Below are 22,091 nucleotides of genomic sequence, written 5' to 3'. Positions count from 1 at the left end.
TGAGCTTCTCTCGCTACGGCAAAACGCACGGTAATTCGAGGTGACCAGCCTCTAACCGTCGATAAATCTCGGGCCAATTTTTATCGGCCTTTAATGAGTCGATTTCCGCCTTCTGGGCATCAGTCAGCGGGAATCTTTTGTTGGTTGCGGGGGAATTTGTCATAGTTGCCAGTCTCCATCGCGGTTAAGAGGGAATCGAGAACGCCATTAGGTTGAATAAAATCACATAGGTTTTCCTTTGTCCCGGCAGCCCTATCGACATAGTAATTCTTATAATTTCCATATGTTGAAATATGAAAACTCTTCAAACAAGCATTACTGAATAAATCTTTCACCCTTAAATTAGGATATATTGAATTAATAGAAAACTCCCCTTTCAAATCATAATTCGCGCCAAGCGCATACGGGCAATCTGGATAGCGACCAATACAGATTTTATTGGTATTCGGCTGCTTATATATCAATATTTCCAAAGGAAAAACCTTGCACTCTCCCCAGAGGGGATTACAAATCGCCTTCTCTCTTCCCGAATACCGGGCAGGCATCGCGACATCGGAGCGGACATACAGCAGCCGATCCTCGAGACGGTAGCGGAACATCAGCGTATCTTCGCCCGGTTCGGCAAACAGCCTGACTGCGAGCGTGGAAAAAGGGAATTTTTCGTAATACCAATCTCGAGTCAATGCTATCGGAACAACAATGACAACATAAAATATAAACCCATAAACTGGGGAAAATAGGATCAAGAAAAACGATTTAACAGGATTGTTCTTCGGCCACCTCAAAAAACGCTTAATCATTCTTGATACTCCACTCTGCTAACATTAGAGCTTAATAGATAAATCGGCACGCGCAATAGTCTCCAAGCACCGATAAATCTCGGGCCAATTTTTATCGGCCTTTAATGAGTCGATTTCGGCCTTCTGGGCATTAGTCAGCGGAAATCTTTTGTTGGTTGCGGGGGAATTTGTCATAATTACCAGTCTCCATAGCGGTTAAGAGGGAATCGAAAACGCCATTGGGTTTAATGAAATTGCATATATCTTCCTTTGTTCCGGCAGCCCTATCGATATAGTAATTCTTATAATTTCCATATGACGAAATATGAAAATCATTTTTGCAAACATTATCAATCAATAAACTCCTAATAATACCGAATTAAATAGGCTCAATCCAAAAAACATTATAATCATTATAAGAAATATTAGGATTAGATGGGCAGTCCGGATAGCGACCAATACAGACTTTATTGGTTTCAGGGTCCCGATGTATGAGAACACGTAAAGGAAAAACCTTACACTCTCCCCATAAGGGATTACAAAGTGTCGCTTCTCTTCCCGAATACCGGGCAGGCTGCGCTACATCGGAGCGGACATACAGCAGCCGATCCCCGAGACGGTAGCGGAACATCAGTGTCTCCTCGCCCGGTTCGGCAAACAGCCTGACCGCAAGCGTGGAAAAAGGGAATTCTTCGTAATACCAATCCCGAGCTAATCCTATCGGAATAACAATGGCAATATAAAATATAAATCCATAAACGGGGAAAAATAGAATCAAGAAAAACGACTTAATCGGATTGCTCTTAGTCCACATTAGAAGACGCATAGCCATATTGGCCCCCTTGCTTTTGCCCCGCGTCGCGAAGGCATGTCCGCTCACAATCATAATTCAATACCGGGTACTATCGAGCTATAAAGCCTGGATGCAAGTATAAAGCTTGTCCTGAGGATGAACAAGAACGGAACGGATCATCCCGTTCCGTTCCTCTTAGTCCGGTTAGCGCACGCCGCGCATCAGGCCCAGGCGCGCTTCGGCTTCCCCGTGGGCCAGCAAGAAATCATCCACTGTCAGCGCGTCGATTTCCGAGGGTTGCCAGTGGAAGACGGCGGCAATATCGGCCCTTAACTCGCGCCAGTTCCGAGGAATGGGTGGCAGAAAGGGCGCAGGAAATCCAACAGCTTCGGATATTCCTCCGCCGCAATCGCTTCAATCAACTCCACCGGCTCCCCGGCCAGGGCGGCAAGCAGGTAAAGGGTTGCCCCCAGGGGGCCATCGGCCCGGTCGAAGGCTTTCAGATCGCGGATTTTCAGCTCGGTGTGGAAGTGTAGTTCCTCCACCCGGCGGCTGGCGGTGAATTGGACCGGCGTTGCGAGAGTATACGTCAGTTTGTCCATCAGGATTTCTCCATAAAAAAACCAGCCGGAAGGGCTGGCGGGGATCAGGGGGCGGTAGGGCCGAGCGACGGTTAGGGGTAGCTATGAATGGTTCGGCCCGACAGCACGTCGAGATAATCTTCGCGCTTAAGCTGCTTGCGGAGCGCGAGGATGTCGATTTCCGGGGCAGGCTGGTTCATCATCGTTACGCGCAGATCAAGAAACAGCGCCTCCTGCGAGTCTTGAAGCTGTTTCAGGGTCACCGGCGCATCGTCCGGCGCGGGCGCTGGGGGGCGTTCGATCCGCTGCGGCCCGCCCGCCTCCGTCACCAAAGTTAGTGATGGGGAAAACGCCAAATCGATCCCTATTTGTTCTCCGGTTGAGAGGGCAGGAATCTCAAGCGCGGGAAGTGACGGATACGGCGAGCTTTTGGAAAAAGCGCCTTCCGAATGAGCGCTGGACGTTGGGCCGTTCGGTACTCCCGGCACCGGCTCGACCAACGCAAGGGTCGCCGGAACGGGGATATTACCAAAATTGGGGCGCTTTTGGTGGAACCAATCCTGTCGGTTCTGGCGCTTGCGATTGAGCGTTTCGGTCATTTCGGGCGATGCTTCAATCAGCAAAAACTCTGGATATAGCGGCTTTACCCCAGCCCCCAATTTACCGGAGACATTCTTTGGCGATGTGGCAAAATTTGGTAGGGGCCGCTTGAACATTACCCAAGCCTGCCGTTCTTCATCCCACGTATAGCCATCGATTAATGTCAGGGAGCGATTACTGACAGATTGATCTGCTGCGAATTGATATTTCAGCGCAGACATCCCTGTTCGATACGCCCAATGCGCATAGTCGCCTAGATCATTCTCTGGAATCGGCTCCTTCAGAAGATCACCGGCCCGATCCTGCCCGTATATCCGCGCCATCCAGTCCGAGACAGGCAACAGCCCCGCCGAAGTGACCGCGTCCCAGTTTGAGTCGAAGCCAAGGTCCAAGGCCCCCAGGTTGAATAGTGATCGGGGATCGCTCTCTAACAACTGTCGCCATTGCCGATCCGCCTCGGTCCAGTCGCCGGTACGGCGGGCCTCGGTGACGTATCGGCGCAGGGGAAGTTCCGCCGTCCAACCGCGTTCGCCGATTTGATCGTGCGTATGCTTCAGGAAAACGGTGTGATGGTATTTCTGAATATCTTTGACGGAGAGATTGAGGGAACGGCCTTCATCCAATGCTTTAACGCGAGCGTCGCGATCTGCCTCCATTATGTCTAAACCAACATTTTGCATCAGTTCCGGCGTCGGCAGAATCCCAACATGCTCGATGGCATCCATAAAGAATTCATTGGCGACAAAGCCATTCAAGGTTTCATTGGTAACAACCCCGAGGGCGAGGCGAGCATAGGCATCGCCCTTCTCCATTAAATAGGTCCAGTAACCGATACGGTCTTCTGCGACAACGAAGGCATTGAGGACGGCAAAATCCTGCTGCGTGAGATCAGCCATCATATAGTCTCCGATTTGCGGTGATAGGAAGCGCGTTCAAAAAGGCCTCGACCCGTTCTTGGATCGCTCGCCAAGCCGAAAGTTGACGGCGCGTGTAGCCAAGCTCAACAACGGCGTCTAATCTTTTGTTGTAAAAATGGTGATAAACTGATGCATCTCCCCCCATTTCTGGGTATCTATCTAAATTATTCCATAACTGGTCAGCAACCGCCTCAATATAAACCTCCTTCTCTCCATGCTCATTATACGAATAATAAACGTCCCTATACCTCACTCCCCGCCAATACTCCGCCTTATAAAAATGACTCATGTCACCGATGACACCATAATGCTTGAGACCATATTTATCCGGCTTAAATCCAAGATAAAAATCTCCCGGAGAGCTTTCATGTTGCCCTTTTACGTGCTGATCGTTAAGATATGTATTTGAATATATTTGAAATCTATTTGATATAATTCCTGATTTATCCTCAGCTCCAGAGGTTGAATATAGAGTAATCTCCAAATCATCCAAGCGATATTTCTCTTCCTCCTTGCGGGTGAGGTACATCCAGGGCGAGAAATCCGATAAACGAACCTTCAAAAACAATTGATGGACGAATTTTTCCCAATTCCTCGGGTCTTTCGGATCGAGAAAGCCAGAAACGCAGGCCGAGGGCGGGTATCGGAAATACGGCATCGGGACTGAAAGAATGTGGAGCGTATCTTTGCGCCCGATCGCCCAGCGCACATGCACCAGTGGCGGCTCCGGATCGCGCCGTTCGGTCCGCACATTCGGATCATCGCAGGGCAGCGGCTTTTTCTGGGGCGTTGACGAGGTTGGGCTGCGGATTGCCCATAGGCCAGCCCCCCCGAGCAGTCCTATCAGCAGGAAGCGGCGGGTCAAGTTCATGCGCGACATGATCGTCTTTCTTCTACTCGTCCAACGGGAGTGTAGAGCCTGCTCGATGGATGAACAAGAGCGGAACAGGGCATCCAATTCCGCTCGCGCTCAAGCTAACGCCCGCCGCGCATCAGCAGGACACGCGCTTCCGCTTCGGCATGGGCCAGCAGAAAATCCTCTACCGTTAGCGCACGGATTTCTGAAGGCTGCCAGTGGAAAATCGCCGCAATATCGGCCCTCAACTCGCGCCAGTTCCGAGGAATGGGTGGCAGAAAGGGCGCAGGAACTCGACAATCTTCAAATAATCCTGCGCCGACAGCGCGCGGATCAACTCGACGGGTTCCCCCGACAGGGCCGCTAGAATCTGAAAGGTTCCGCCAATGCGTCCCTCGGCACGGTCAAGCCGCTCCAGATCACCGGCTTTCAATTCAGACCGAAACCGCAATTCCTCCACCCGGCGGCTGGCGGTGAATTGAACGGGCGTTTCAAGGGTATAGGTCAGTTTGTCCATGGGGATCTCTCCATATAAAAAGCCTTGCGGCTCAAGGGCTGGTTCAGAAAATCCGGTTAGAGTTCCTCGAAGCGGATTTGGCTGGCCTGCACCAGCAGTCCCTCGGTTTCATCGAGGATCAGCCGCTGGGTGCCGCATTGGATATCGAGGCGTTTGGCGCGCAGAGTGACGGTCCGGTCGCGGCCAAACTGCAGGCGGTGATAGGCATCCTGGGCAGCAGCGGCGGGGTCATCCTGATCGGTGTAGAGCGCCACATCGCCGGGGGCCAAAGTGCGGGGCCGCTGATCTTGGTCATGGGCCAAAATCGCCGCGCCATTATCGCGCTCGCCGCCCATGAACACGCAAACCGCCACCGCCCCCGGCAGGGGTTGGGCGGTGAAGCCATATGGTTCTAAGAGGTCTAGATCCTCTTTTACCTCCCCTGCGGAAATTTCGGCCTGAAGCTGCTGGGTTGGCCCCGCCGCTGCAACGAGATGAATGACGGCCCGCGCAATGAGATTATCGAGCGCCCGCAGGCTGCTTCCCAGGAAGCGGGAGAGGGGATCGCGGCTATCATTGCTCATGCTGCCTCCTCCGCCACCCCCAGCCCACCACCCGGCGTCGGATCGCTTGGATCGGTATAGGCTTCGGGCAACGCGAGCGTCAGGTCGGCGGTTGTCCCCTGCCCGCTGATCGCCAGCACGACGGAACTGATGCGATAGTCGCCATCAATCCCCAGAAGATCGTCCTGCACCCGCACCGTCAGCCCCTTCCACCACAAGCCGCCGCCCGAGTGGCGCCATCCAGCTAAGGAATAGCTCAGCGAACTGGCGGCCCCCTTGCGGCGGCGGATATCTTGATCGGCTTGTTGCCGCAGATCATCCACCGTTGCCCGCCCGCGCGCGGTGAGCAGGCGGACGCGGTTCGGCCTTATTTCGGGGTCTTCTGCCACGCTCTCGCCCAAAGCGACTGCCGGGCCATCGCGGAGGCCGGACCCGCCGAGCGGCTGCTGTCCGCGAACGATGGTCGTGCCGAAGCGGTCGGCCCCGTCCCATTGGGCGGAAGCACTGCGGATGGGGCTGGTGCCGAGCCGTAGCGTTGCCCGACCGCCGCTCGCGCCAGACCGGGTAAGGATGATATCTCCCCCCGGCCCATCGCTGACCAAAAGCGCGCGCAGGGCGCACAGCCGTGTGAGTTCGCCATGAACCGATTCTCCGATTTTCGCGTGAAACTCCTCGATCGGCGCGCCGGTATCGGCCTCGACGATCACGTTGATACCGTGGGGAGCACAGAGATCGCGGGCGATCTCCTCTAGCTTCTTGCCGCGGATTTGCTGCTGGCGTGGGATGGCGCTATCGATAAGATCGCTGGTCTTCGAGCGACCGGAGACGGAAACCTGATGGTCTTGCGCGCTGTAGGATTTCTCCAGCCGGTCCACATAGCCCGTGCAAACCAACGTCCCGCCGATGCGCACCTCGCAGGCATCGCCCATGCGGATCGCCCGGCTAACGATTGTCACGCCACCGGTTTCCCCCGCGCGTGGCTCCGGCCAGCGTTCGGACAGAGACAAATTGAAGTTAATCGCGCCCTCACGAACGTCTGCTATCACACGAACGGAGGTCCAGCCGCCATAATCGGCACCATTCACGCGCAGGGTGACCTTTTCTTCGGTCATGCTCATGCCCCCGCCATACTCAGCGCCACATGGGGCGGCATGAGGCCGGGGTGCCCCTGCGGCAGCAAGCGACGGTTGCGCGCCGCCACCTCTGCCCCGCGCCGCGCGTCGCCATACAGCCGATGGGCCGCCACGAGCGAGGGCATCGCGGTCGGCAGCGTTACGTCGCGGGCGCGGGCGAGCGTACCCATCCCCGCCGTTACATGATCGACGAAGGCGGTGCGCAGTCCGGTGAGTGCGCTGAAACTATCATCGTCGCGGGCCAGACTGGCGGCTGCGGCTTCACTATCGCACCAATCGCTCATCCGCGTCCGCCAGGCCACCGCCTCCCCATACTCCTGAAACGGAATGCGGGCGGCAAGGTGCGTCGCCCCACCGAGACCCAGCATTTGCACGGCATCGGTAAGGGCCGAGCGGTTCTGCTGCTGGCGGCGGCGGTTGCTGGTGGTTAGCGGAATACCGGGTAGCGCGCTGCCGAAGGTCTGAAACGCCTCGGTGAAATTCTCCACCCCGCGCTGCGGGTCGGGGCTCACGTCGGCCAGCAGTGCCATCATACCACCCAGGCTGCGGGCGATCTCCCCCGCCGATACCGGGCCGCGCGTGCCAAGCCGTGCCACCGCGTCGATCGCTTGCGTGACGGCGAAACCGCGCGCGGCATGGCCGGGGGTATTCAGGCGGATCATCTCCCCGCCCACGGCTGCCTCGGTAAATACCGCCAGAGCGTCTTGCTTTACGAACCCCGGCATGCGCCGCAGATCGAGGCGCCCCGCCAGCGCCGTTTCCGCCGCCGCCGTCAGGCCCGAGATCGCAAGGCGCAGGGGCGCCGCCGTATCGATCAACGATGCGACCACCGCTGCCGATCCCGCTTCGACAAAGGTCAGCGAGACCTCGACGTGCCGCCGCTGCGTGCGGCTTTCGCGCACCGTGACGGAGCGAACGACAACCATCATCCGGCCTAGCCAGGGATGGAAGAGTTCCCCCGGCCCCGCCGCCTCCACCGCCGCCAGCAGCCGGTCGCGCTGGGCGTCGCTATCGTCGCCATTGAGGTAGGCGGTCAGCGATACCTCGCGGTCCGACCGGCCCATATCCTCGTGATACCCCAGATCGCGCTGGGGAAAAACATGATCGGCGATCCGCCGCCCCGCGCGCAGATCATGCGCAGTGCAGGTAAACGGTACCCCGCGAAAACTGGCCTGGGCCAGCTTCGGTTGCGTGACTTGCGCCATGATTTTCTCCTGAAAGACGGCCCGCCCGATCCTCGCCAGCGACCGGACGGGCAAAGGTCAATCGGTCGGCGGAACCGCAGAACGGCCGAGATACTCCCCGGCGATTCGATGCCAGAACACCACATCGGCCAGGGTCAGCGCCTCAAGCTCCGACGGTGGCCAGTGGAAGATCGCGGCAAGATCGGCGATCAGTTCCCGCCAGTTCCCAACGTATCCTTCAAGAAAGGGGCAAGCATTTCCTGCGCTTTCAGAAAATCAGCCGCCGACAGCGCGTCGATCAGCTCGATAGGTTCACCCGACAGCAGGCTGAGTAGCGTTGCCCCACTGGCAATCGCCCCCTGTTGCCCGTCGAGGCGGCGCATATCCCGCACCGTCAGATCAGTCTTAAAAGCCAGTTCCTCCACCCGGCGCGTGGGGGTGAATTGAACCGGGGTCTGCAGCGTATAGGTCACTTTGTCCATGGAAGGATCTCCAAAAAGAAAAAGCCGGAGACTGGCTCCGGCCGGGATAAACCGCGTATCGAACGATAAGCGGAAGGGGTGGAATNTCGCCGCCCATTGGAGCGGCACGCGGGCGCGGGTTAGCTCTTCCAAGGTGGCGCGATAGGCCACCACCGCCTCCTCCAACCGCGCCGTCACCGGCTCCCGGTCCCCAAGCGACTGAAGCGCAGTGCCGAGATTATTCTGGGTCATCGCCCATTCGAGCGGCACGCGGGCGCGGGTTAGCTCTTCCAAGGCGGCGCGATAGGCCACCACCGCTTCCTCCAACCGCGCCGTCCCCGGCTCCCGCTTCCCAAGCGACTGAAGCGCAGTGCCAAGATTACTCTGGGTCGCCGCCCATTGGAGCGGCACGCGGGCGCGGGTCCACTCCTCCAAGGCGGCTCGATAGGCGACGACCGCTTCCTCCAACCGCGCCGTCCCTGGCTCCCGCTCGCCAAGCGACCGGAGCACGTTGCCGAGATTATTCTGTACGCGGGCCCAAGCATCGCCCTCCGCCCGCCGGCCGATCCTGGTGAGAATGCCGCGAAACACGGCAATCGCCTCAGCGAGGGCCGCATTTTCGCCCCGCTCGTCGCCCTCGCGATAGAGGGCTTCCGCCTGCCGAAAACAATATTCCCGGTGGTTTGGCAGCAGGTGCGCCGCCCTAGCAAAATGCCGGGCAGCGTCGCGGAAGCGGCGGGCCGCCATGGCCGCATCACCGCGTTGGGCTTTGGTTTCGGCCATCCCGGCGCTTTGTAGGCCTTCGATTTCGGCCAGCGCCGCATCGACCCCATCATAATCGGCTGCCTCCCATCGCGCTTTGGCGGTGGCGCGCAGGGCCTGGATCGCCCGGCTTTCGCCAGGCTGGACTGCAACGGCCGCCCGCAGGCGATGAAGTTCCTGAAAATGCTCGGACAAGCGTGCTATCGCCTGTTCGGGGGAAATCTCCGCGACCTCGATAATGCGATACGCCGCTAAAATCTGCGCGTTCGTGAGATCAAGGCGCTTGCTGAGCGCATCGAGGGCTTGCTGCGACGCTTGATCCTTGGCCCCCGCCAACGCCAAGACTTGACGCAAAGACTCTTGGTCGATCCCCTGATTGATGATCGTAATCGGGCTATCGTGAACCGCGCCCGCAAAGGCTAGGCCCCCCGACTGGGCTTGCACAGGACTATTGCGCACCGACGCGGGGCGCAGCGTTGCCCGCCACAACAAAGGGGTTATTACCAGCGCCGCAATGATCGCGAGGCCAAGGAACCATCCATTGCCCTCGCTCGATCCCGCCAATTCAACGACCGCCCAAAGCCCCATGCCAAGGAGTGTCACGAGCAAGGTGCCGCGGATAATCAGGCTCAAGAGTCGCTCCGCCGCGTCCGGTGCCAGCGTTGGAAAAATATTCTTGCGGATGATATGCCTTAACAAAAAAAGCATCACGGCCAGGGCCAAACTGCCAGGACCAATAACTCGGCCGATCAGGGCTAAAGTCTGATTCTCCATGACGGGCAGCCGCCCCCTAGCTTTTCGGTCCGGCTAGGACCACCAGCACCCAAAGCCCCATACCGACGAGCGTTACGAGAAGGACACCCCGAATCAGCAGGGTCAAAATGCGTTCGGCCGCGCCAGGCGGAAGTTTGGGGAAAATGTTTTTACGGATGATGTCCTTGAATAAAAACAGCATCACCGCCAAAGCCAAACCACCTATCCCGGCAACTTGGCCAACGACTTGCAGAATTTTGCCTTCCATCGTCCCCCCGCCTATCTTCGGTTGAAGATACACGATGGAATTTCATGGATAAAGCAACTCGCCGCTCACGAGCGACAGAAAACAGGTTATTTTTAATTTCGGGGGAAAATTGGTCGGAGCGACAGGATTCGAACCTGCGACCCCCAGCCCCCGCTTCCAAAGATTGCGGGGCTTCCCTCTTCCTAAAACCGCGTCGCCAGTTTATGTTCTTCCTATGTTCACGTCTTGACGGAATAGGGACATGGTGAACCGGCTGCGCAGTTTTTGGGATTATCGCTTTCAAATTCAACAGGTTGATGCTGACGATAACGGCGTCGCGATCTTGCTTGAAACCGATGTTCACGCCGCCGCCGTTGTCAGCCTTGCGGCTATCGCCGAACAGATGCCCGCCGCCTCGCTTCGGCTTCTGAGCGGTAGCGAGATTCTGCAACGCATTCCCGCCCGCCCTGCCCCCGGCCATGTTCGTTGAGTTCTTCAATCCCCGAGGCGAACGGATTTTGGTCAGGGCCGAGGCCGTTTGCTTGATCGGCGGCAGTCGCTTCACCGGGCGGATCAGAGACCCGCAAAGATCGTATTTGTGCGGGTCCGGCCTGCGGGGCATTGAAGTTGTTGGCGAGCCATCCGCGACACGCCTAAGACTTGGCGGCGAATGGGTGCACCTGTACCGGCGCAGCCAAACAGTCTATGTGCGGCCGGAGAGAATAGCCTGGATATATCCTAGCCCAAAGGGGACGGCACTCAGGCTTGCGACCTTGGGTATGATGCTGTGCGACGAACCATATCATCAGATCATGGAAAAGTTGAACGCGGGCGAACCCGCATCGACGCCCCGCCCCCAAGACCTGACGCGCTAGACGCCCGGCGATAGGCGGGGTTAAATCCGGTCATGTGTAACCTATATACCGTTCGCACGCCCATCGGCGGCGCTGCCTTGTTCAAAGGCGTTCAATGGGTCTGGCAGCCTTCGGACGGGCTGCACTCGATCCGCCCGACCGATAGCGCGCCGATCATCGTTGTCACGGACGATGGATTGACTGGCATCGAAGCGACTTGGGGTTTCCCCTCCCCGCCGCAATATGGGCCTGGACCGGTTTACAACACTCGGAATCTTGGCAGCGCTTTCTGGCGCCCCTGGATCGGGCAGCGCGCCCTGGTGCCGGTGATAGCCTTCTGCGAGCATGACGCCCGCAAACGAAAACATTGGTTCGGCACCGGAGAAACCGTTTTCTTCGCAGGCATCTGGGGCAGGCTGCCCGGCGAACCCCTGCCCCGGTTTTCGATCCTGACCACCGAGAGCGCCGAACCCGTCGCGGCGGTTCACCCGAAGGCTATGCCGGTCCTGCTGGAAACGGAGGAGCGCGCCGCAGCCTGGATCGGGGCGGGGCAGTTTGAGGCGGGGCGCATCGCCGCCGGACTTTCCCCCGTCCAAGCCCCTGCCCCGCCCATAAACCGCCAGCCCGACTTATTCGGTTAGCGCTTAGGCCCCCAGAAATACACCGCAACATCCCAGGCCAGCGCCCACCAAATCAGGCCCGACCCCAGAATGGCGAGGTTCGGATTAACGTAGGGCATCATGCCGCCATACCCCGCAAATCTGCCGCCTTACGAGCGAAATAGTCCGCGCGCGCCAGCAGGGCACTTTGCTGGATCACCCGCGCCGCCGCTGGGTCGGTCGCGATAAACTGCGACATGAGCCGGTGGCGGCTGCCGTCCGGCAGATCGACGGCATAGGACAGATCAGCCCCATCGGGCGGCAGGGCGATAATCGCCGCGTGGATCGTTTCCGGGTATTCGGGACGAACAACGAACACCGGCTGGCCGGTTTGGAACATGAAAACCTCCTAGCGTTTTAGAGTGGGACGAGGCCAGCAGCCGCGCGCGGCGCCGGTCTCGTTATGGGTTAGGACTTGGCCGGTTAACTCGTCGGACATGACGGCAATATCCCGGCTGGTGGGGCGGATCGCTGACCACCCGGCACAGCCGTCAAGGATCTGTCGACCACTGCTGCAACCGCTGGCGCCGAGTGTCAGGGCTAAGAGCGCGCAACGAATCGTCAGTTTCGATACGGGTTTGCAGGGCATCTATCGTGTTCTCCTGTGCCTTGGCGCGGGTCGCGGTTTCCCCGGCGGCATAGGCCCGCCACAACAGCAGGCCGATGGCAGCGGCTGCTAGCAGCCCGAGGGCGGCATAGCGCCCCCAGGCCGATCCGGTCAGCCACGCAAGCGCGGCGATCACGGCGCCGCTCGATTGGCGCGGGCGGCGCGATAGGCCGCGTAGGCAGACAGCAGCACCCCCGCCACGGCCAACGCTGCCAGCAGCCATTTATAGTCCAGGGCAGCAACGGCCTCGCGCAGGTTCGGCTCGGTGACAACGGCAATCGCCGTCGCCAGCACGCCGCCGCCGGAAACCCCCGCCGCACTGGCCGTCGATGCTGCGGGGGCTTTTGCGGGTTTCGGGGGGATTGCCGGAGCCGCCGGGTTCACGATCCCGGCCCGCCGCAGCATTTCGTCAATCTCTTCAGGGCTATAGATCACCCGTCCGTTCTCGTGGCGAATGATCGCTTCCAGCAGCGGGCGCATGATCCGGTATTCGGTTAGGTCAACGATTTCGTCAGGATCGACACCGACCGCCCGGGCGACTGCATCCACATAGGCGCGCGTGTTGTTCTCGTTTGCGGGCGCCCAGGTCGAAATTACCCCACGGATCGTATTGATTCCCCGCCGATCTTTATAGAACTCGACCAGCTTCACCGCAGCCCGCCCACCGTTGAGCGCGCTGTCGAACCGTTCAAAGCGCGGCTCGATGCTCACGTCGCGCGGCAGTTTTCCTCGCCAAGGGTTATTAGGGCTGTAGTCGATATTGCCCGGATTATTATTGCGTTCCCCGCGCGTTTGCGCGGGCGCGGCTTTGGCTTGCGCCATAATGCACCTCATAAAAAAGCCGCCCGAAGGCGGCGGATTTCGTGGATTTAGGACCGGGCTAACCGCCCAGTTTTTTGAAGAAGGCGCTGATCTGGTCCCAGCCGCCGCCAGCCAGCCAGCCGAAAAACCCGCTACCGCCGACAGCAGCAGCGGCTTTGGGCAGGCTTGACCGGGTGGCGGTCGCGGCAGGCTCCGCCCCCACGGTTTGATTGCCTTGGGAGATATTCACGTCGACCGCCCCAGCCCCCGCCGCGCGCAAAGCAGCTTCGGCATCGCGCAAACGCGCGCTGGTTTCCCGGTGGCGCTGATCGGCATTTTCAGCGCGGACTTCGACTTCCTTCGTCACTTCCGCAACCTGCTGGGACAGAAGATTGAAATTCGCCTCCATCCGCGCCCGCCAGCGCTTTGCGTCGTCCAGAGCCTCAAGGATCCGTGCGGCAATATCCCGGTCCATCATGGCCGTACCGCCAGCGTCGAGGGATTGAGACCGGCAGGCAGATTGCTGGCATTCCACGGCCCGGCGGGGGTTGATGCGGCGAAGGTGCGCCCGGTATCCNCTTCCTCCAACCGCGCCGTCCCCGGCTCCCGCTTCCCAAGCGACTGAAGCGCAGTGCCAAGATTACTCTGGGTCGCCGCCCATTGGAGCGGCACGCGGGCGCGGGTCCACTCCTCCAAGGCGGCTCGATAGGCGACGACCGCTTCCTCCAACCGCGCCGTCCCTGGCTCCCGCTCGCCAAGCGACCGGAGCACGTTGCCGAGATTATTCTGTACGCGGGCCCAAGCATCGCCCTCCGCCCGCCGGCCGATCCTGGTGAGAATGCCGCGAAACACGGCAATCGCCTCAGCGAGGGCCGCATTTTCGCCCCGCTCGTCGCCCTCGCGATAGAGGGCTTCCGCCTGCCGAAAACAATATTCCCGGTGGTTTGGCAGCAGGTGCGCCGCCCTAGCAAAATGCCGGGCAGCGTCGCGGAAGCGGCGGGCCGCCATGGCCGCATCACCGCGTTGGGCTTTGGTTTCGGCCATCCCGGCGCTTTGTAGGCCTTCGATTTCGGCCAGCGCCGCATCGACCCCATCATAATCGGCTGCCTCCCATCGCGCTTTGGCGGTGGCGCGCAGGGCCTGGATCGCCCGGCTTTCGCCAGGCTGGACTGCAACGGCCGCCCGCAGGCGATGAAGTTCCTGAAAATGCTCGGACAAGCGTGCTATCGCCTGTTCGGGGGAAATCTCCGCGACCTCGATAATGCGATACGCCGCTAAAATCTGCGCGTTCGTGAGATCAAGGCGCTTGCTGAGCGCATCGAGGGCTTGCTGCGACGCTTGATCCTTGGCCCCCGCCAACGCCAAGACTTGACGCAAAGACTCTTGGTCGATCCCCTGATTGATGATCGTAATCGGGCTATCGTGAACCGCGCCCGCAAAGGCTAGGCCCCCCGACTGGGCTTGCACAGGACTATTGCGCACCGACGCGGGGCGCAGCGTTGCCCGCCACAACAAAGGGGTTATTACCAGCGCCGCAATGATCGCGAGGCCAAGGAACCATCCATTGCCCTCGCTCGATCCCGCCAATTCAACGACCGCCCAAAGCCCCATGCCAAGGAGTGTCACGAGCAAGGTGCCGCGGATAATCAGGCTCAAGAGTCGCTCCGCCGCGTCCGGTGCCAGCGTTGGAAAAATATTCTTGCGGATGATATGCCTTAACAAAAAAAGCATCACGGCCAGGGCCAAACTGCCAGGACCAATAACTCGGCCGATCAGGGCTAAAGTCTGATTCTCCATGACGGGCAGCCGCCCCCTAGCTTTTCGGTCCGGCTAGGACCACCAGCACCCAAAGCCCCATACCGACGAGCGTTACGAGAAGGACACCCCGAATCAGCAGGGTCAAAATGCGTTCGGCCGCGCCAGGCGGAAGTTTGGGGAAAATGTTTTTACGGATGATGTCCTTGAATAAAAACAGCATCACCGCCAAAGCCAAACCACCTATCCCGGCAACTTGGCCAACGACTTGCAGAATTTTGCCTTCCATCGTCCCCCCGCCTATCTTCGGTTGAAGATACACGATGGAATTTCATGGATAAAGCAACTCGCCGCTCACGAGCGACAGAAAACAGGTTATTTTTAATTTCGGGGGAAAATTGGTCGGAGCGACAGGATTCGAACCTGCGACCCCCAGCCCCCGCTTCCAAAGATTGCGGGGCTTCCCTCTTCCTAAAACCGCGTCGCCAGTTTATGTTCTTCCTATGTTCACGTCTTGACGGAATAGGGACATGGTGAACCGGCTGCGCAGTTTTTGGGATTATCGCTTTCAAATTCAACAGGTTGATGCTGACGATAACGGCGTCGCGATCTTGCTTGAAACCGATGTTCACGCCGCCGCCGTTGTCAGCCTTGCGGCTATCGCCGAACAGATGCCCGCCGCCTCGCTTCGGCTTCTGAGCGGTAGCGAGATTCTGCAACGCATTCCCGCCCGCCCTGCCCCCGGCCATGTTCGTTGAGTTCTTCAATCCCCGAGGCGAACGGATTTTGGTCAGGGCCGAGGCCGTTTGCTTGATCGGCGGCAGTCGCTTCACCGGGCGGATCAGAGACCCGCAAAGATCGTATTTGTGCGGGTCCGGCCTGCGGGGCATTGAAGTTGTTGGCGAGCCATCCGCGACACGCCTAAGACTTGGCGGCGAATGGGTGCACCTGTACCGGCGCAGCCAAACAGTCTATGTGCGGCCGGAGAGAATAGCCTGGATATATCCTAGCCCAAAGGGGACGGCACTCAGGCTTGCGACCTTGGGTATGATGCTGTGCGACGAACCATATCATCAGATCATGGAAAAGTTGAACGCGGGCGAACCCGCATCGACGCCCCGCCCCCAAGACCTGACGCGCTAGACGCCCGGCGATAGGCGGGGTTAAATCCGGTCATGTGTAACCTATATACCGTTCGCACGCCCATCGGCGGCGCTGCCTTGTTCAAAGGCGTTCAATGGGTCTGGCAGCCTTCGGACGGGCTGCACTCGATCCGCCCGACCGATAGCGCGCCGATCATCGTTGTCACGGACGATGGATTGACTGGCATCGAAGCGACTTGGGGTTTCCCCTCCCCGCCGCAATATGGGCCTGGACCGGTTTACAACACTCGGAATCTTGGCAGCGCTTTCTGGCGCCCCTGGATCGGGCAGCGCGCCCTGGTGCCGGTGATAGCCTTCTGCGAGCATGACGCCCGCAAACGAAAACATTGGTTCGGCACCGGAGAAACCGTTTTCTTCGCAGGCATCTGGGGCAGGCTGCCCGGCGAACCCCTGCCCCGGTTTTCGATCCTGACCACCGAGAGCGCCGAACCCGTCGCGGCGGTTCACCCGAAGGCTATGCCGGTCCTGCTGGAAACGGAGGAGCGCGCCGCAGCCTGGATCGGGGCGGGGCAGTTTGAGGCGGGGCGCATCGCCGCCGGACTTTCCCCCGTCCAAGCCCCTGCCCCGCCCATAAACCGCCAGCCCGACTTATTCGGTTAGCGCTTAGGCCCCCAGAAATACACCGCAACATCCCAGGCCAGCGCCCACCAAATCAGGCCCGACCCCAGAATGGCGAGGTTCGGATTAACGTAGGGCATCATGCCGCCATACCCCGCAAATCTGCCGCCTTACGAGCGAAATAGTCCGCGCGCGCCAGCAGGGCACTTTGCTGGATCACCCGCGCCGCCGCTGGGTCGGTCGCGATAAACTGCGACATGAGCCGGTGGCGGCTGCCGTCCGGCAGATCGACGGCATAGGACAGATCAGCCCCATCGGGCGGCAGGGCGATAATCGCCGCGTGGATCGTTTCCGGGTATTCGGGACGAACAACGAACACCGGCTGGCCGGTTTGGAACATGAAAACCTCCTAGCGTTTTAGAGTGGGACGAGGCCAGCAGCCGCGCGCGGCGCCGGTCTCGTTATGGGTTAGGACTTGGCCGGTTAACTCGTCGGACATGACGGCAATATCCCGGCTGGTGGGGCGGATCGCTGACCACCCGGCACAGCCGTCAAGGATCTGTCGACCACTGCTGCAACCGCTGGCGCCGAGTGTCAGGGCTAAGAGCGCGCAACGAATCGTCAGTTTCGATACGGGTTTGCAGGGCATCTATCGTGTTCTCCTGTGCCTTGGCGCGGGTCGCGGTTTCCCCGGCGGCATAGGCCCGCCACAACAGCAGGCCGATGGCAGCGGCTGCTAGCAGCCCGAGGGCGGCATAGCGCCCCCAGGCCGATCCGGTCAGCCACGCAAGCGCGGCGATCACGGCGCCGCTCGATTGGCGCGGGCGGCGCGATAGGCCGCGTAGGCAGACAGCAGCACCCCCGCCACGGCCAACGCTGCCAGCAGCCATTTATAGTCCAGGGCAGCAACGGCCTCGCGCAGGTTCGGCTCGGTGACAACGGCAATCGCCGTCGCCAGCACGCCGCCGCCGGAAACCCCCGCCGCACTGGCCGTCGATGCTGCGGGGGCTTTTGCGGGTTTCGGGGGGATTGCCGGAGCCGCCGGGTTCACGATCCCGGCCCGCCGCAGCATTTCGTCAATCTCTTCAGGGCTATAGATCACCCGTCCGTTCTCGTGGCGAATGATCGCTTCCAGCAGCGGGCGCATGATCCGGTATTCGGTTAGGTCAACGATTTCGTCAGGATCGACACCGACCGCCCGGGCGACTGCATCCACATAGGCGCGCGTGTTGTTCTCGTTTGCGGGCGCCCAGGTCGAAATTACCCCACGGATCGTATTGATTCCCCGCCGATCTTTATAGAACTCGACCAGCTTCACCGCAGCCCGCCCACCGTTGAGCGCGCTGTCGAACCGTTCAAAGCGCGGCTCGATGCTCACGTCGCGCGGCAGTTTTCCTCGCCAAGGGTTATTAGGGCTGTAGTCGATATTGCCCGGATTATTATTGCGTTCCCCGCGCGTTTGCGCGGGCGCGGCTTTGGCTTGCGCCATAATGCACCTCATAAAAAAGCCGCCCGAAGGCGGCGGATTTCGTGGATTTAGGACCGGGCTAACCGCCCAGTTTTTTGAAGAAGGCGCTGATCTGGTCCCAGCCGCCGCCAGCCAGCCAGCCGAAAAACCCGCTACCGCCGACAGCAGCAGCGGCTTTGGGCAGGCTTGACCGGGTGGCGGTCGCGGCAGGCTCCGCCCCCACGGTTTGATTGCCTTGGGAGATATTCACGTCGACCGCCCCAGCCCCCGCCGCGCGCAAAGCAGCTTCGGCATCGCGCAAACGCGCGCTGGTTTCCCGGTGGCGCTGATCGGCATTTTCAGCGCGGACTTCGACTTCCTTCGTCACTTCCGCAACCTGCTGGGACAGAAGATTGAAATTCGCCTCCATCCGCGCCCGCCAGCGCTTTGCGTCGTCCAGAGCCTCAAGGATCCGTGCGGCAATATCCCGGTCCATCATGGCCGTACCGCCAGCGTCGAGGGATTGAGACCGGCAGGCAGATTGCTGGCATTCCACGGCCCGGCGGGGGTTGATGCGGCGAAGGTGCGCCCGGTATCCCCCAGCATCACGAACCGCCCCTGGACGCAGACGATGGGGCATTCGGTATCGTAAAGGACCGAACCGCTTGGCAGCGCCGCCGCAGCCTGAACGGTCAGCCCGGCATCGGTACTGGCAACCGCCTGCGGCTCATAATAAACATGCGCAACCGCATGGCCGTTACCCCAGGCCATCCCACGATAATAGCCGCCGCCGGTTAGAACGGTGGGGTTGCTCTGCGCAAACCAGCCTTGCCCATCGGTAGACCGTGCCAGCAGGCCATTTGGCAGCGTATCATTCGGCCCGAACCAGATGCCGTTCAGGTGGGCGATTTGAAAGCGGTAACCGCTGCTGGCAAAAGTCTTCACCAAGCTCCAGGCGTCGGTATCGCTGGTCCGGAAGTACCAATCGGTGATAGTCGCGATGATCGATGCCCCGCCCTCCGACCGCTCGAAGGAAAATGCAGTGGATGCCGCAAGCGTCGCGCCCGCGACAACCCACGTCAACCCGCCGTCTGTGCTGGTCAGAACGGCGAGCGCGCTACCCGTGCTGCCGACCCCCCACCAAGCCCCGGCCCGCCAGCGCAGGAAACCGAGGGACGTGTACCCACTCGGCAGCCCCGGCACAAAGCTGGTGAAGTTAATCGCATCGGGGGACGTCCACATCACCCCCGCCGTCTGGTCCCAGATCAGCCAGCGGTCGCCATAGGCGGCGCTATCGCCCTTCACCCCAGGGATGAGAACCCAGGGCGTCAGCGAGTTAATCGACCGCGCCGCGCCACTTTGGCCGACCGCCAGCAGCCGATTGATTTGGGTATTGTTGACCGTGATCGAAAAATCCCGGTCGGCAAAAGCCCCGCTCGCCGCCGTGGCGCGGGCGGTGAAATTAAACACTTCGGGCATGCCGCCCTCCCTTTTTGGGTTTGGCCTATCGGCCTTTGGCCTGCTTGAGGCCGGGTTTGATTTGGCCTATCGCGCTTTGCGCTACTTGAGGCCGCTAGGTGATGGTGATCGAATAGGCGCGCGTGCCGAAGGCGAAGCCGGGATTGGCGGCACAGCCAACTGTAAAATTGTAAGTCCCCGGCGCATTCTCATTGCTAACGGTGCCGCTGATCGACCCGCCATTGCGGCTTAACAGCACACCCCAAGGCATCACGCCGCCTAAAACATAAAAGCTAGAGCCTACTGGATCGACAGTCTGCGTGATCGTACCGACCGACGTTCCGCGCGCGAACGTGCCGAGATTAGTAGACGCTGGGGCGGACCACGTAACAACCGTATCCGGCTCCCAGGTACCGCCGCCGATATTCCGCACCACGCCCGCCAGCGCGCCGGTATCGCGGTCGAGCGTCAGGCCCCAGGGCAACACGCCGCCGCTTATCGTGTAGACCGCCGCCCCGGTTGCCGCGAGGCTAAGGGCGACCGGTTCGTTGGTGCCATTATAGGTTTCCCGCACCGTGCCAAGGCTGCCCCCTGCGGTTACCCAGACCGGCGGCGGGCCAGGATCGTCGGTCACACCGCCGATCACCGCCAGCGTGCCGGAGATCGCCCCCGTCTCCCCATCCAGCGTTACCCCCCAGGGCAAGCGCCCGGCCCGCACGGCAAAGCTGGCGGCGCCGCTGGCGGTCAAGGTAGCGGCGAAAGCGCCGCCCTGGGTCGCGCTGCCTAAACTACCCGCCGCCGTCCCCCAGACGGGCGCGGTCGGGGCCGGGCGCGGGGTGCCGCTGATTGTATCCCCGACCAGGGCCAACCCCGGCGGCAAGCTGCCCGAGGGGAGACTATAGCTAACCGGCGGCGCCTCCGTCGTCGCCAGCAGCACCGACGAATAGGCCGCCTCCCATTCGGCATCGGGCAGAGGCGAGTTTGTCACCCACGCGGGCGGCAGGCGGGCCGACCCCAGGCGCGTGCGAAAAGCAATCAGCCCCAGCATGTCATTCATCCTTATGGGTGATCGCCACGTCCCAGCGGGTATCGCCCGCCAGCGCCTGCAGCGTCAGGCGCGTGCGCCCGCCGGGCGTTAGGCAGATCGACTGCGCAATCCCATTGTGCCAGCGCAGGTTTTCCCCGGACGGCGGCTGAATAATCAGCGTGCGACCGCCCGTCGAATCTTGGTCCAGGATCAATTCGATTTCGCCCTGCACATCCGGCCCGGTCGGGCGCGGCGGCAAGACCAGCGTTACCGGCCCGGTCAGCCGGAACCAATAGACCCGGGGGACCGCACTGGGATCGAGGGCAAGCGCCCCGCTGATTTCCGCGACCGGGGCGACTGCTTGCACCGCGCCCGCCAGCACGGGCCGGTCGAACCGCCGACCGGCCAGCAAAGCACCAACCGGCGTCTTAAACAGACCGCCCGGCGTCGCTAGCGCCACTTGGTCGGTTTCCAGCACCGATCCGCGCGGCGGCAGGGCGCCGATCAACCCCGGCAGCGGCAATCGGAAGGGCGCGCCAGTATTGGTATCATAGGCAAACAGACCCGCCGACCCAGCAGTCACTTGCCCATTGCCATCCGGCAACCGTAGCCCGGTCAGGGTTAAGGTCGGGGCGGCTGCCGTACCGCCGACCGCCAGCCCGGAGATGACACCCGCCGTAATCGACCCCGCCAGCCCCGCCACCAAGGCCGCCCGGCTAATCCGGTAGTGCTGCCCGGTCGCTGCCGACTGGATCACCAGCGCATCCCCATCGGCAATGGCCCCCGGCGCCTGCGGCAATTGGTCGATTTTAACAATGCCGCGCAGCCCAAACACGCTGGCGACCGATTCCGGCCCCCATTCGGTCAGCAGCCGCCAATTGCCCAGCACGGTCGGGTCACCCGTGCCCTGCAGCATATAGACCTCGATGTAACCAACCTTGGCCGGGTCGGTCGCGGGCCGCAGGCAGATGTCGCCCTTCTGGGCATCCAGCGCCAGCATCTCGATTTCGGTCGCGGCATCCAGCACATCCAGCACCGACTGCGCAGGTAAATCGCCCGGCGGCAATTTGCCGTCCGGCCCGCGCACAAGAACCGATCCCGCCCCGCTGGTGCCGAGCAGCGCCGCCGCCCCCAATTGCAGCACCCCGCGCAAGGCCGCTGGGCTGCTGGCGCCGATCAGCGCCTCGCCTAGGCCGGTCAGCGGCACGGTGCCCGCCAACCCCTCCGCCGTGCGGCGGATCAGCCCGACGCCGGTTAAGGCCGCAAGCGAGGTTAGCAGCGGCGGGTAGACGATGGGCTGCCCCAGCACGCCAAAGATTTGCGCTAACATGGCATCGACCTTGGTAAAGGCCGTCAGAAAAGACTCGCCATCGTTCGGCGCCCGACTGCCGAAATTGAGCGGTGTGTAGGGCATGACCCCTCCGATCGTTTGGGATTGGACGATCCGGGCTAGGCCGGAACGTCGAGGATGAGGAATTTATCGGTCTGCCAGGTGGCGCCGCTGTTCCCGGTGCGGTCATAGCAAACCGCGATGTAGCGCCGCCCAGACGCGGCCATATCGTTGACGTAGTAAGGGTCAGGCACGGGGGAATAGTCGCTGAACCCCGCCCCATCCGCCGACCGCAGACAGGCGTTCG

At 60.8% G+C, this 22,091-nt stretch carries 31 protein-coding genes; 4 read left to right on the top strand and 27 right to left on the bottom strand.

The annotated features are described in order from the left end of the window. Positions 1 to 119: 119 nt before the first annotated feature. The 14 genes from CHR90_RS02425 to CHR90_RS02360 form a co-directional block, all read right to left on the bottom strand. Positions 120 to 800, bottom strand: a complete 681-nt coding sequence (locus tag CHR90_RS02425; RefSeq protein ID WP_094407358.1) for a hypothetical protein — start codon at positions 798 to 800, stop codon at positions 120 to 122. A 358-nt stretch (positions 801 to 1,158) separates the two neighbouring features. Beyond that, positions 1,159 to 1,611 carry a hypothetical protein gene (locus tag CHR90_RS19100; protein WP_141210857.1) on the bottom strand — a complete coding sequence of 151 codons (453 nt, stop codon included), beginning with the start codon at positions 1,609 to 1,611 and terminating at the stop codon, positions 1,159 to 1,161. 165 nt (positions 1,612 to 1,776) lie between these two features. Then, positions 1,777 to 1,893 (bottom strand): hypothetical protein, encoded by a 117-nt coding sequence (locus tag CHR90_RS19895; RefSeq protein ID WP_420866590.1) that lies wholly within the window; start codon positions 1,891 to 1,893, stop codon positions 1,777 to 1,779. An 8-nt stretch (positions 1,894 to 1,901) separates the two neighbouring features. Beyond that, on the bottom strand, positions 1,902 to 2,174 hold the full coding sequence (locus tag CHR90_RS02410) for a hypothetical protein (protein ID WP_094407354.1): 273 nt from the start codon (positions 2,172 to 2,174) through the stop codon (positions 1,902 to 1,904). A 71-nt stretch (positions 2,175 to 2,245) separates the two neighbouring features. Then, the gene (locus CHR90_RS02405; RefSeq protein WP_170941264.1) at positions 2,246 to 3,478 is read right to left on the bottom strand and encodes a hypothetical protein; all 1,233 of its coding nucleotides are present in this window, start codon (positions 3,476 to 3,478) and stop codon (positions 2,246 to 2,248) included. 163 nt (positions 3,479 to 3,641) lie between these two features. After that, entirely contained in the window at positions 3,642 to 4,550 is a 909-nt protein-coding gene (locus CHR90_RS19095) for a hypothetical protein (RefSeq protein ID WP_141210856.1), read from the bottom strand. Between the two features lie 95 nt (positions 4,551 to 4,645). Next, positions 4,646 to 4,774 (bottom strand): GpE family phage tail protein, encoded by a 129-nt coding sequence (locus CHR90_RS02395; RefSeq protein WP_141210855.1) that lies wholly within the window; start codon positions 4,772 to 4,774, stop codon positions 4,646 to 4,648. Continuing rightward, a complete protein-coding gene (locus CHR90_RS02390) occupies positions 4,771 to 5,043 on the bottom strand; it encodes a phage tail assembly protein (protein WP_094407346.1) in 273 nt (90 codons plus the stop codon). Before CHR90_RS02390 ends, CHR90_RS02395 begins: the two co-directional genes overlap by 4 nt. 56 nt (positions 5,044 to 5,099) lie before the next feature. Beyond that, positions 5,100 to 5,606: a phage baseplate assembly protein domain-containing protein gene (locus CHR90_RS02385; RefSeq protein WP_094407344.1), complete on the bottom strand. Its 507-nt coding sequence runs from the start codon at positions 5,604 to 5,606 to the stop codon at positions 5,100 to 5,102. After that, positions 5,603 to 6,697, bottom strand: a complete 1,095-nt coding sequence (locus tag CHR90_RS02380; protein ID WP_094407342.1) for a phage baseplate assembly protein — start codon at positions 6,695 to 6,697, stop codon at positions 5,603 to 5,605. The genes CHR90_RS02385 and CHR90_RS02380 overlap by 4 nt, the downstream gene beginning before the upstream one ends. A gap of 2 nt (positions 6,698 to 6,699) precedes the next feature. Beyond that, entirely contained in the window at positions 6,700 to 7,923 is a 1,224-nt protein-coding gene (locus CHR90_RS02375) for a DNA circularization protein (RefSeq protein ID WP_094407340.1), read from the bottom strand. A 57-nt stretch (positions 7,924 to 7,980) separates the two neighbouring features. Next, on the bottom strand, positions 7,981 to 8,112 hold the full coding sequence (locus CHR90_RS02370) for a GpE family phage tail protein (protein ID WP_212668592.1): 132 nt from the start codon (positions 8,110 to 8,112) through the stop codon (positions 7,981 to 7,983). Beyond that, a complete protein-coding gene (locus CHR90_RS19975; protein ID WP_477181432.1) occupies positions 8,112 to 9,110 on the bottom strand; it encodes a phage tail assembly protein in 999 nt (332 codons plus the stop codon). Before CHR90_RS19975 ends, CHR90_RS02370 begins: the two co-directional genes overlap by 1 nt. A gap of 805 nt (positions 9,111 to 9,915) precedes the next feature. Then, positions 9,916 to 10,146 carry a hypothetical protein gene (locus CHR90_RS02360; RefSeq protein ID WP_094407334.1) on the bottom strand — a complete coding sequence of 77 codons (231 nt, stop codon included), beginning with the start codon at positions 10,144 to 10,146 and terminating at the stop codon, positions 9,916 to 9,918. Positions 10,147 to 10,387: 241 nt separating this feature from the next. Between CHR90_RS02360 and CHR90_RS02355 the strand changes: the two genes are divergently transcribed. Together CHR90_RS02355 and CHR90_RS02345 are read left to right on the top strand one after the other, a co-directional pair. After that, on the top strand, positions 10,388 to 10,615 hold the full coding sequence (locus CHR90_RS02355) for a hypothetical protein (RefSeq protein ID WP_094407332.1): 228 nt from the start codon (positions 10,388 to 10,390) through the stop codon (positions 10,613 to 10,615). A gap of 417 nt (positions 10,616 to 11,032) precedes the next feature. Further along, the gene (locus tag CHR90_RS02345; protein WP_094407328.1) at positions 11,033 to 11,620 is read left to right on the top strand and encodes an SOS response-associated peptidase family protein; all 588 of its coding nucleotides are present in this window, start codon (positions 11,033 to 11,035) and stop codon (positions 11,618 to 11,620) included. 97 nt (positions 11,621 to 11,717) lie between these two features. Here the strand turns inward: CHR90_RS02345 and CHR90_RS02340 are convergent, their stop codons facing one another. From CHR90_RS02340 to CHR90_RS02315, 5 genes are all read right to left on the bottom strand, one after another. After that, the gene (locus CHR90_RS02340; protein ID WP_094407326.1) at positions 11,718 to 11,978 is read right to left on the bottom strand and encodes a hypothetical protein; all 261 of its coding nucleotides are present in this window, start codon (positions 11,976 to 11,978) and stop codon (positions 11,718 to 11,720) included. A 151-nt stretch (positions 11,979 to 12,129) separates the two neighbouring features. Then, entirely contained in the window at positions 12,130 to 12,381 is a 252-nt protein-coding gene (locus CHR90_RS02335) for a hypothetical protein (protein WP_094407324.1), read from the bottom strand. After that, positions 12,378 to 13,067, bottom strand: coding sequence for a structural protein (locus CHR90_RS19500; RefSeq protein WP_188775335.1), 690 nt, complete (start codon positions 13,065 to 13,067; stop codon positions 12,378 to 12,380). The genes CHR90_RS02335 and CHR90_RS19500 overlap by 4 nt, the downstream gene beginning before the upstream one ends. Positions 13,068 to 13,125: 58 nt before the next feature. Continuing rightward, positions 13,126 to 13,524 carry a hypothetical protein gene (locus tag CHR90_RS02325; protein WP_141210854.1) on the bottom strand — a complete coding sequence of 133 codons (399 nt, stop codon included), beginning with the start codon at positions 13,522 to 13,524 and terminating at the stop codon, positions 13,126 to 13,128. 1,335 nt (positions 13,525 to 14,859) lie between these two features. Further along, positions 14,860 to 15,090 carry a hypothetical protein gene (locus CHR90_RS02315; RefSeq protein WP_094407334.1) on the bottom strand — a complete coding sequence of 77 codons (231 nt, stop codon included), beginning with the start codon at positions 15,088 to 15,090 and terminating at the stop codon, positions 14,860 to 14,862. A 241-nt stretch (positions 15,091 to 15,331) separates the two neighbouring features. Here CHR90_RS02315 and CHR90_RS02310 point away from each other — a divergent pair, with 241 nt between their 5' ends. Both CHR90_RS02310 and CHR90_RS02300 read left to right on the top strand, forming a co-directional pair. Continuing rightward, positions 15,332 to 15,559, top strand: a complete 228-nt coding sequence (locus tag CHR90_RS02310) for a hypothetical protein (RefSeq protein WP_094407332.1) — start codon at positions 15,332 to 15,334, stop codon at positions 15,557 to 15,559. A gap of 417 nt (positions 15,560 to 15,976) precedes the next feature. Further along, positions 15,977 to 16,564 (top strand): SOS response-associated peptidase family protein, encoded by a 588-nt coding sequence (locus CHR90_RS02300; protein ID WP_094407328.1) that lies wholly within the window; start codon positions 15,977 to 15,979, stop codon positions 16,562 to 16,564. Positions 16,565 to 16,661: 97 nt separating this feature from the next. On the opposite strand, the gene CHR90_RS02295 is transcribed toward CHR90_RS02300, so the two are convergent. The 8 genes from CHR90_RS02295 to CHR90_RS19395 all read right to left on the bottom strand — a co-directional run. Then, the gene (locus CHR90_RS02295; protein WP_094407326.1) at positions 16,662 to 16,922 is read right to left on the bottom strand and encodes a hypothetical protein; all 261 of its coding nucleotides are present in this window, start codon (positions 16,920 to 16,922) and stop codon (positions 16,662 to 16,664) included. A 151-nt stretch (positions 16,923 to 17,073) separates the two neighbouring features. Further along, positions 17,074 to 17,325 carry a hypothetical protein gene (locus CHR90_RS02290; RefSeq protein WP_094407324.1) on the bottom strand — a complete coding sequence of 84 codons (252 nt, stop codon included), beginning with the start codon at positions 17,323 to 17,325 and terminating at the stop codon, positions 17,074 to 17,076. Next, positions 17,322 to 18,011: a structural protein gene (locus CHR90_RS19490; RefSeq protein WP_188775335.1), complete on the bottom strand. Its 690-nt coding sequence runs from the start codon at positions 18,009 to 18,011 to the stop codon at positions 17,322 to 17,324. The genes CHR90_RS02290 and CHR90_RS19490 overlap by 4 nt, the downstream gene beginning before the upstream one ends. 58 nt (positions 18,012 to 18,069) lie before the next feature. Then, positions 18,070 to 18,468 (bottom strand): hypothetical protein, encoded by a 399-nt coding sequence (locus tag CHR90_RS02280; protein WP_141210854.1) that lies wholly within the window; start codon positions 18,466 to 18,468, stop codon positions 18,070 to 18,072. Then, complete coding sequence (locus CHR90_RS02275) at positions 18,465 to 19,448, bottom strand: hypothetical protein (RefSeq protein WP_094407320.1); 984 nt, start codon at positions 19,446 to 19,448, stop codon at positions 18,465 to 18,467. Before CHR90_RS02275 ends, CHR90_RS02280 begins: the two co-directional genes overlap by 4 nt. A 94-nt stretch (positions 19,449 to 19,542) precedes the next feature. Continuing rightward, on the bottom strand, positions 19,543 to 20,475 hold the full coding sequence (locus tag CHR90_RS02270) for a putative Ig domain-containing protein (RefSeq protein WP_094407318.1): 933 nt from the start codon (positions 20,473 to 20,475) through the stop codon (positions 19,543 to 19,545). A 1-nt stretch (position 20,476) separates the two neighbouring features. Next, entirely contained in the window at positions 20,477 to 21,868 is a 1,392-nt protein-coding gene (locus tag CHR90_RS02265) for a hypothetical protein (RefSeq protein ID WP_094407316.1), read from the bottom strand. A 35-nt stretch (positions 21,869 to 21,903) separates the two neighbouring features. Beyond that, a partial coding sequence (locus tag CHR90_RS19395; protein ID WP_170941261.1) for a hypothetical protein occupies positions 21,904 to 22,091 on the bottom strand: 188 nt, incomplete at its 5' end.

The sequence above is a fragment of the Elstera cyanobacteriorum genome (genome assembly GCF_002251735.1).
Lineage (GTDB): Bacteria > Pseudomonadota > Alphaproteobacteria > Elsterales > Elsteraceae > Elstera > Elstera cyanobacteriorum.
The sequence above is the reverse complement of the archived record's forward strand: the minus strand, read 5'-3'. Positions and strand labels throughout refer to the sequence as shown.

What these genes read in the sequence shown, in the direction of transcription:
- CHR90_RS19100 (WP_141210857.1), bottom strand. Translation starts at nt 1,611, where the DNA reads ATGGCTATGCGTCTTCTAATGTGGACTAAGAGCAATCCGATTAAGTCG.
- CHR90_RS19490 (WP_188775335.1), bottom strand. Translation starts at nt 18,011, where the DNA reads ATGGCGCAAGCCAAAGCCGCGCCCGCGCAAACGCGCGGGGAACGCAAT.
- CHR90_RS02375 (WP_094407340.1), bottom strand. Translation starts at nt 7,923, where the DNA reads ATGGCGCAAGTCACGCAACCGAAGCTGGCCCAGGCCAGTTTTCGCGGG.
- CHR90_RS19095 (WP_141210856.1), bottom strand. Translation starts at nt 4,550, where the DNA reads ATGTCGCGCATGAACTTGACCCGCCGCTTCCTGCTGATAGGACTGCTC.
- CHR90_RS02385 (WP_094407344.1), bottom strand. Translation starts at nt 5,606, where the DNA reads ATGAGCAATGATAGCCGCGATCCCCTCTCCCGCTTCCTGGGAAGCAGC.
- CHR90_RS02360 (WP_094407334.1), bottom strand. Translation starts at nt 10,146, where the DNA reads ATGGAAGGCAAAATTCTGCAAGTCGTTGGCCAAGTTGCCGGGATAGGT.
- CHR90_RS02410 (WP_094407354.1), bottom strand. Translation starts at nt 2,174, where the DNA reads ATGGACAAACTGACGTATACTCTCGCAACGCCGGTCCAATTCACCGCC.
- CHR90_RS02270 (WP_094407318.1), bottom strand. Translation starts at nt 20,475, where the DNA reads ATGCTGGGGCTGATTGCTTTTCGCACGCGCCTGGGGTCGGCCCGCCTG.
- CHR90_RS02325 (WP_141210854.1), bottom strand. Translation starts at nt 13,524, where the DNA reads ATGATGGACCGGGATATTGCCGCACGGATCCTTGAGGCTCTGGACGAC.
- CHR90_RS02405 (WP_170941264.1), bottom strand. Translation starts at nt 3,478, where the DNA reads ATGGATGCCATCGAGCATGTTGGGATTCTGCCGACGCCGGAACTGATG.
- CHR90_RS02390 (WP_094407346.1), bottom strand. Translation starts at nt 5,043, where the DNA reads ATGGACAAACTGACCTATACCCTTGAAACGCCCGTTCAATTCACCGCC.
- CHR90_RS02265 (WP_094407316.1), bottom strand. Translation starts at nt 21,868, where the DNA reads ATGCCCTACACACCGCTCAATTTCGGCAGTCGGGCGCCGAACGATGGC.
- CHR90_RS02280 (WP_141210854.1), bottom strand. Translation starts at nt 18,468, where the DNA reads ATGATGGACCGGGATATTGCCGCACGGATCCTTGAGGCTCTGGACGAC.
- CHR90_RS19500 (WP_188775335.1), bottom strand. Translation starts at nt 13,067, where the DNA reads ATGGCGCAAGCCAAAGCCGCGCCCGCGCAAACGCGCGGGGAACGCAAT.
- CHR90_RS02275 (WP_094407320.1), bottom strand. Translation starts at nt 19,448, where the DNA reads ATGCCCGAAGTGTTTAATTTCACCGCCCGCGCCACGGCGGCGAGCGGG.
- CHR90_RS02340 (WP_094407326.1), bottom strand. Translation starts at nt 11,978, where the DNA reads ATGTTCCAAACCGGCCAGCCGGTGTTCGTTGTTCGTCCCGAATACCCG.
- CHR90_RS02300 (WP_094407328.1), top strand. Translation starts at nt 15,977, where the DNA reads ATGTGTAACCTATATACCGTTCGCACGCCCATCGGCGGCGCTGCCTTG.
- CHR90_RS02355 (WP_094407332.1), top strand. Translation starts at nt 10,388, where the DNA reads ATGGTGAACCGGCTGCGCAGTTTTTGGGATTATCGCTTTCAAATTCAA.
- CHR90_RS02295 (WP_094407326.1), bottom strand. Translation starts at nt 16,922, where the DNA reads ATGTTCCAAACCGGCCAGCCGGTGTTCGTTGTTCGTCCCGAATACCCG.
- CHR90_RS02380 (WP_094407342.1), bottom strand. Translation starts at nt 6,697, where the DNA reads ATGACCGAAGAAAAGGTCACCCTGCGCGTGAATGGTGCCGATTATGGC.
- CHR90_RS02345 (WP_094407328.1), top strand. Translation starts at nt 11,033, where the DNA reads ATGTGTAACCTATATACCGTTCGCACGCCCATCGGCGGCGCTGCCTTG.
- CHR90_RS02310 (WP_094407332.1), top strand. Translation starts at nt 15,332, where the DNA reads ATGGTGAACCGGCTGCGCAGTTTTTGGGATTATCGCTTTCAAATTCAA.
- CHR90_RS02315 (WP_094407334.1), bottom strand. Translation starts at nt 15,090, where the DNA reads ATGGAAGGCAAAATTCTGCAAGTCGTTGGCCAAGTTGCCGGGATAGGT.
- CHR90_RS02425 (WP_094407358.1), bottom strand. Translation starts at nt 800, where the DNA reads ATGATTAAGCGTTTTTTGAGGTGGCCGAAGAACAATCCTGTTAAATCG.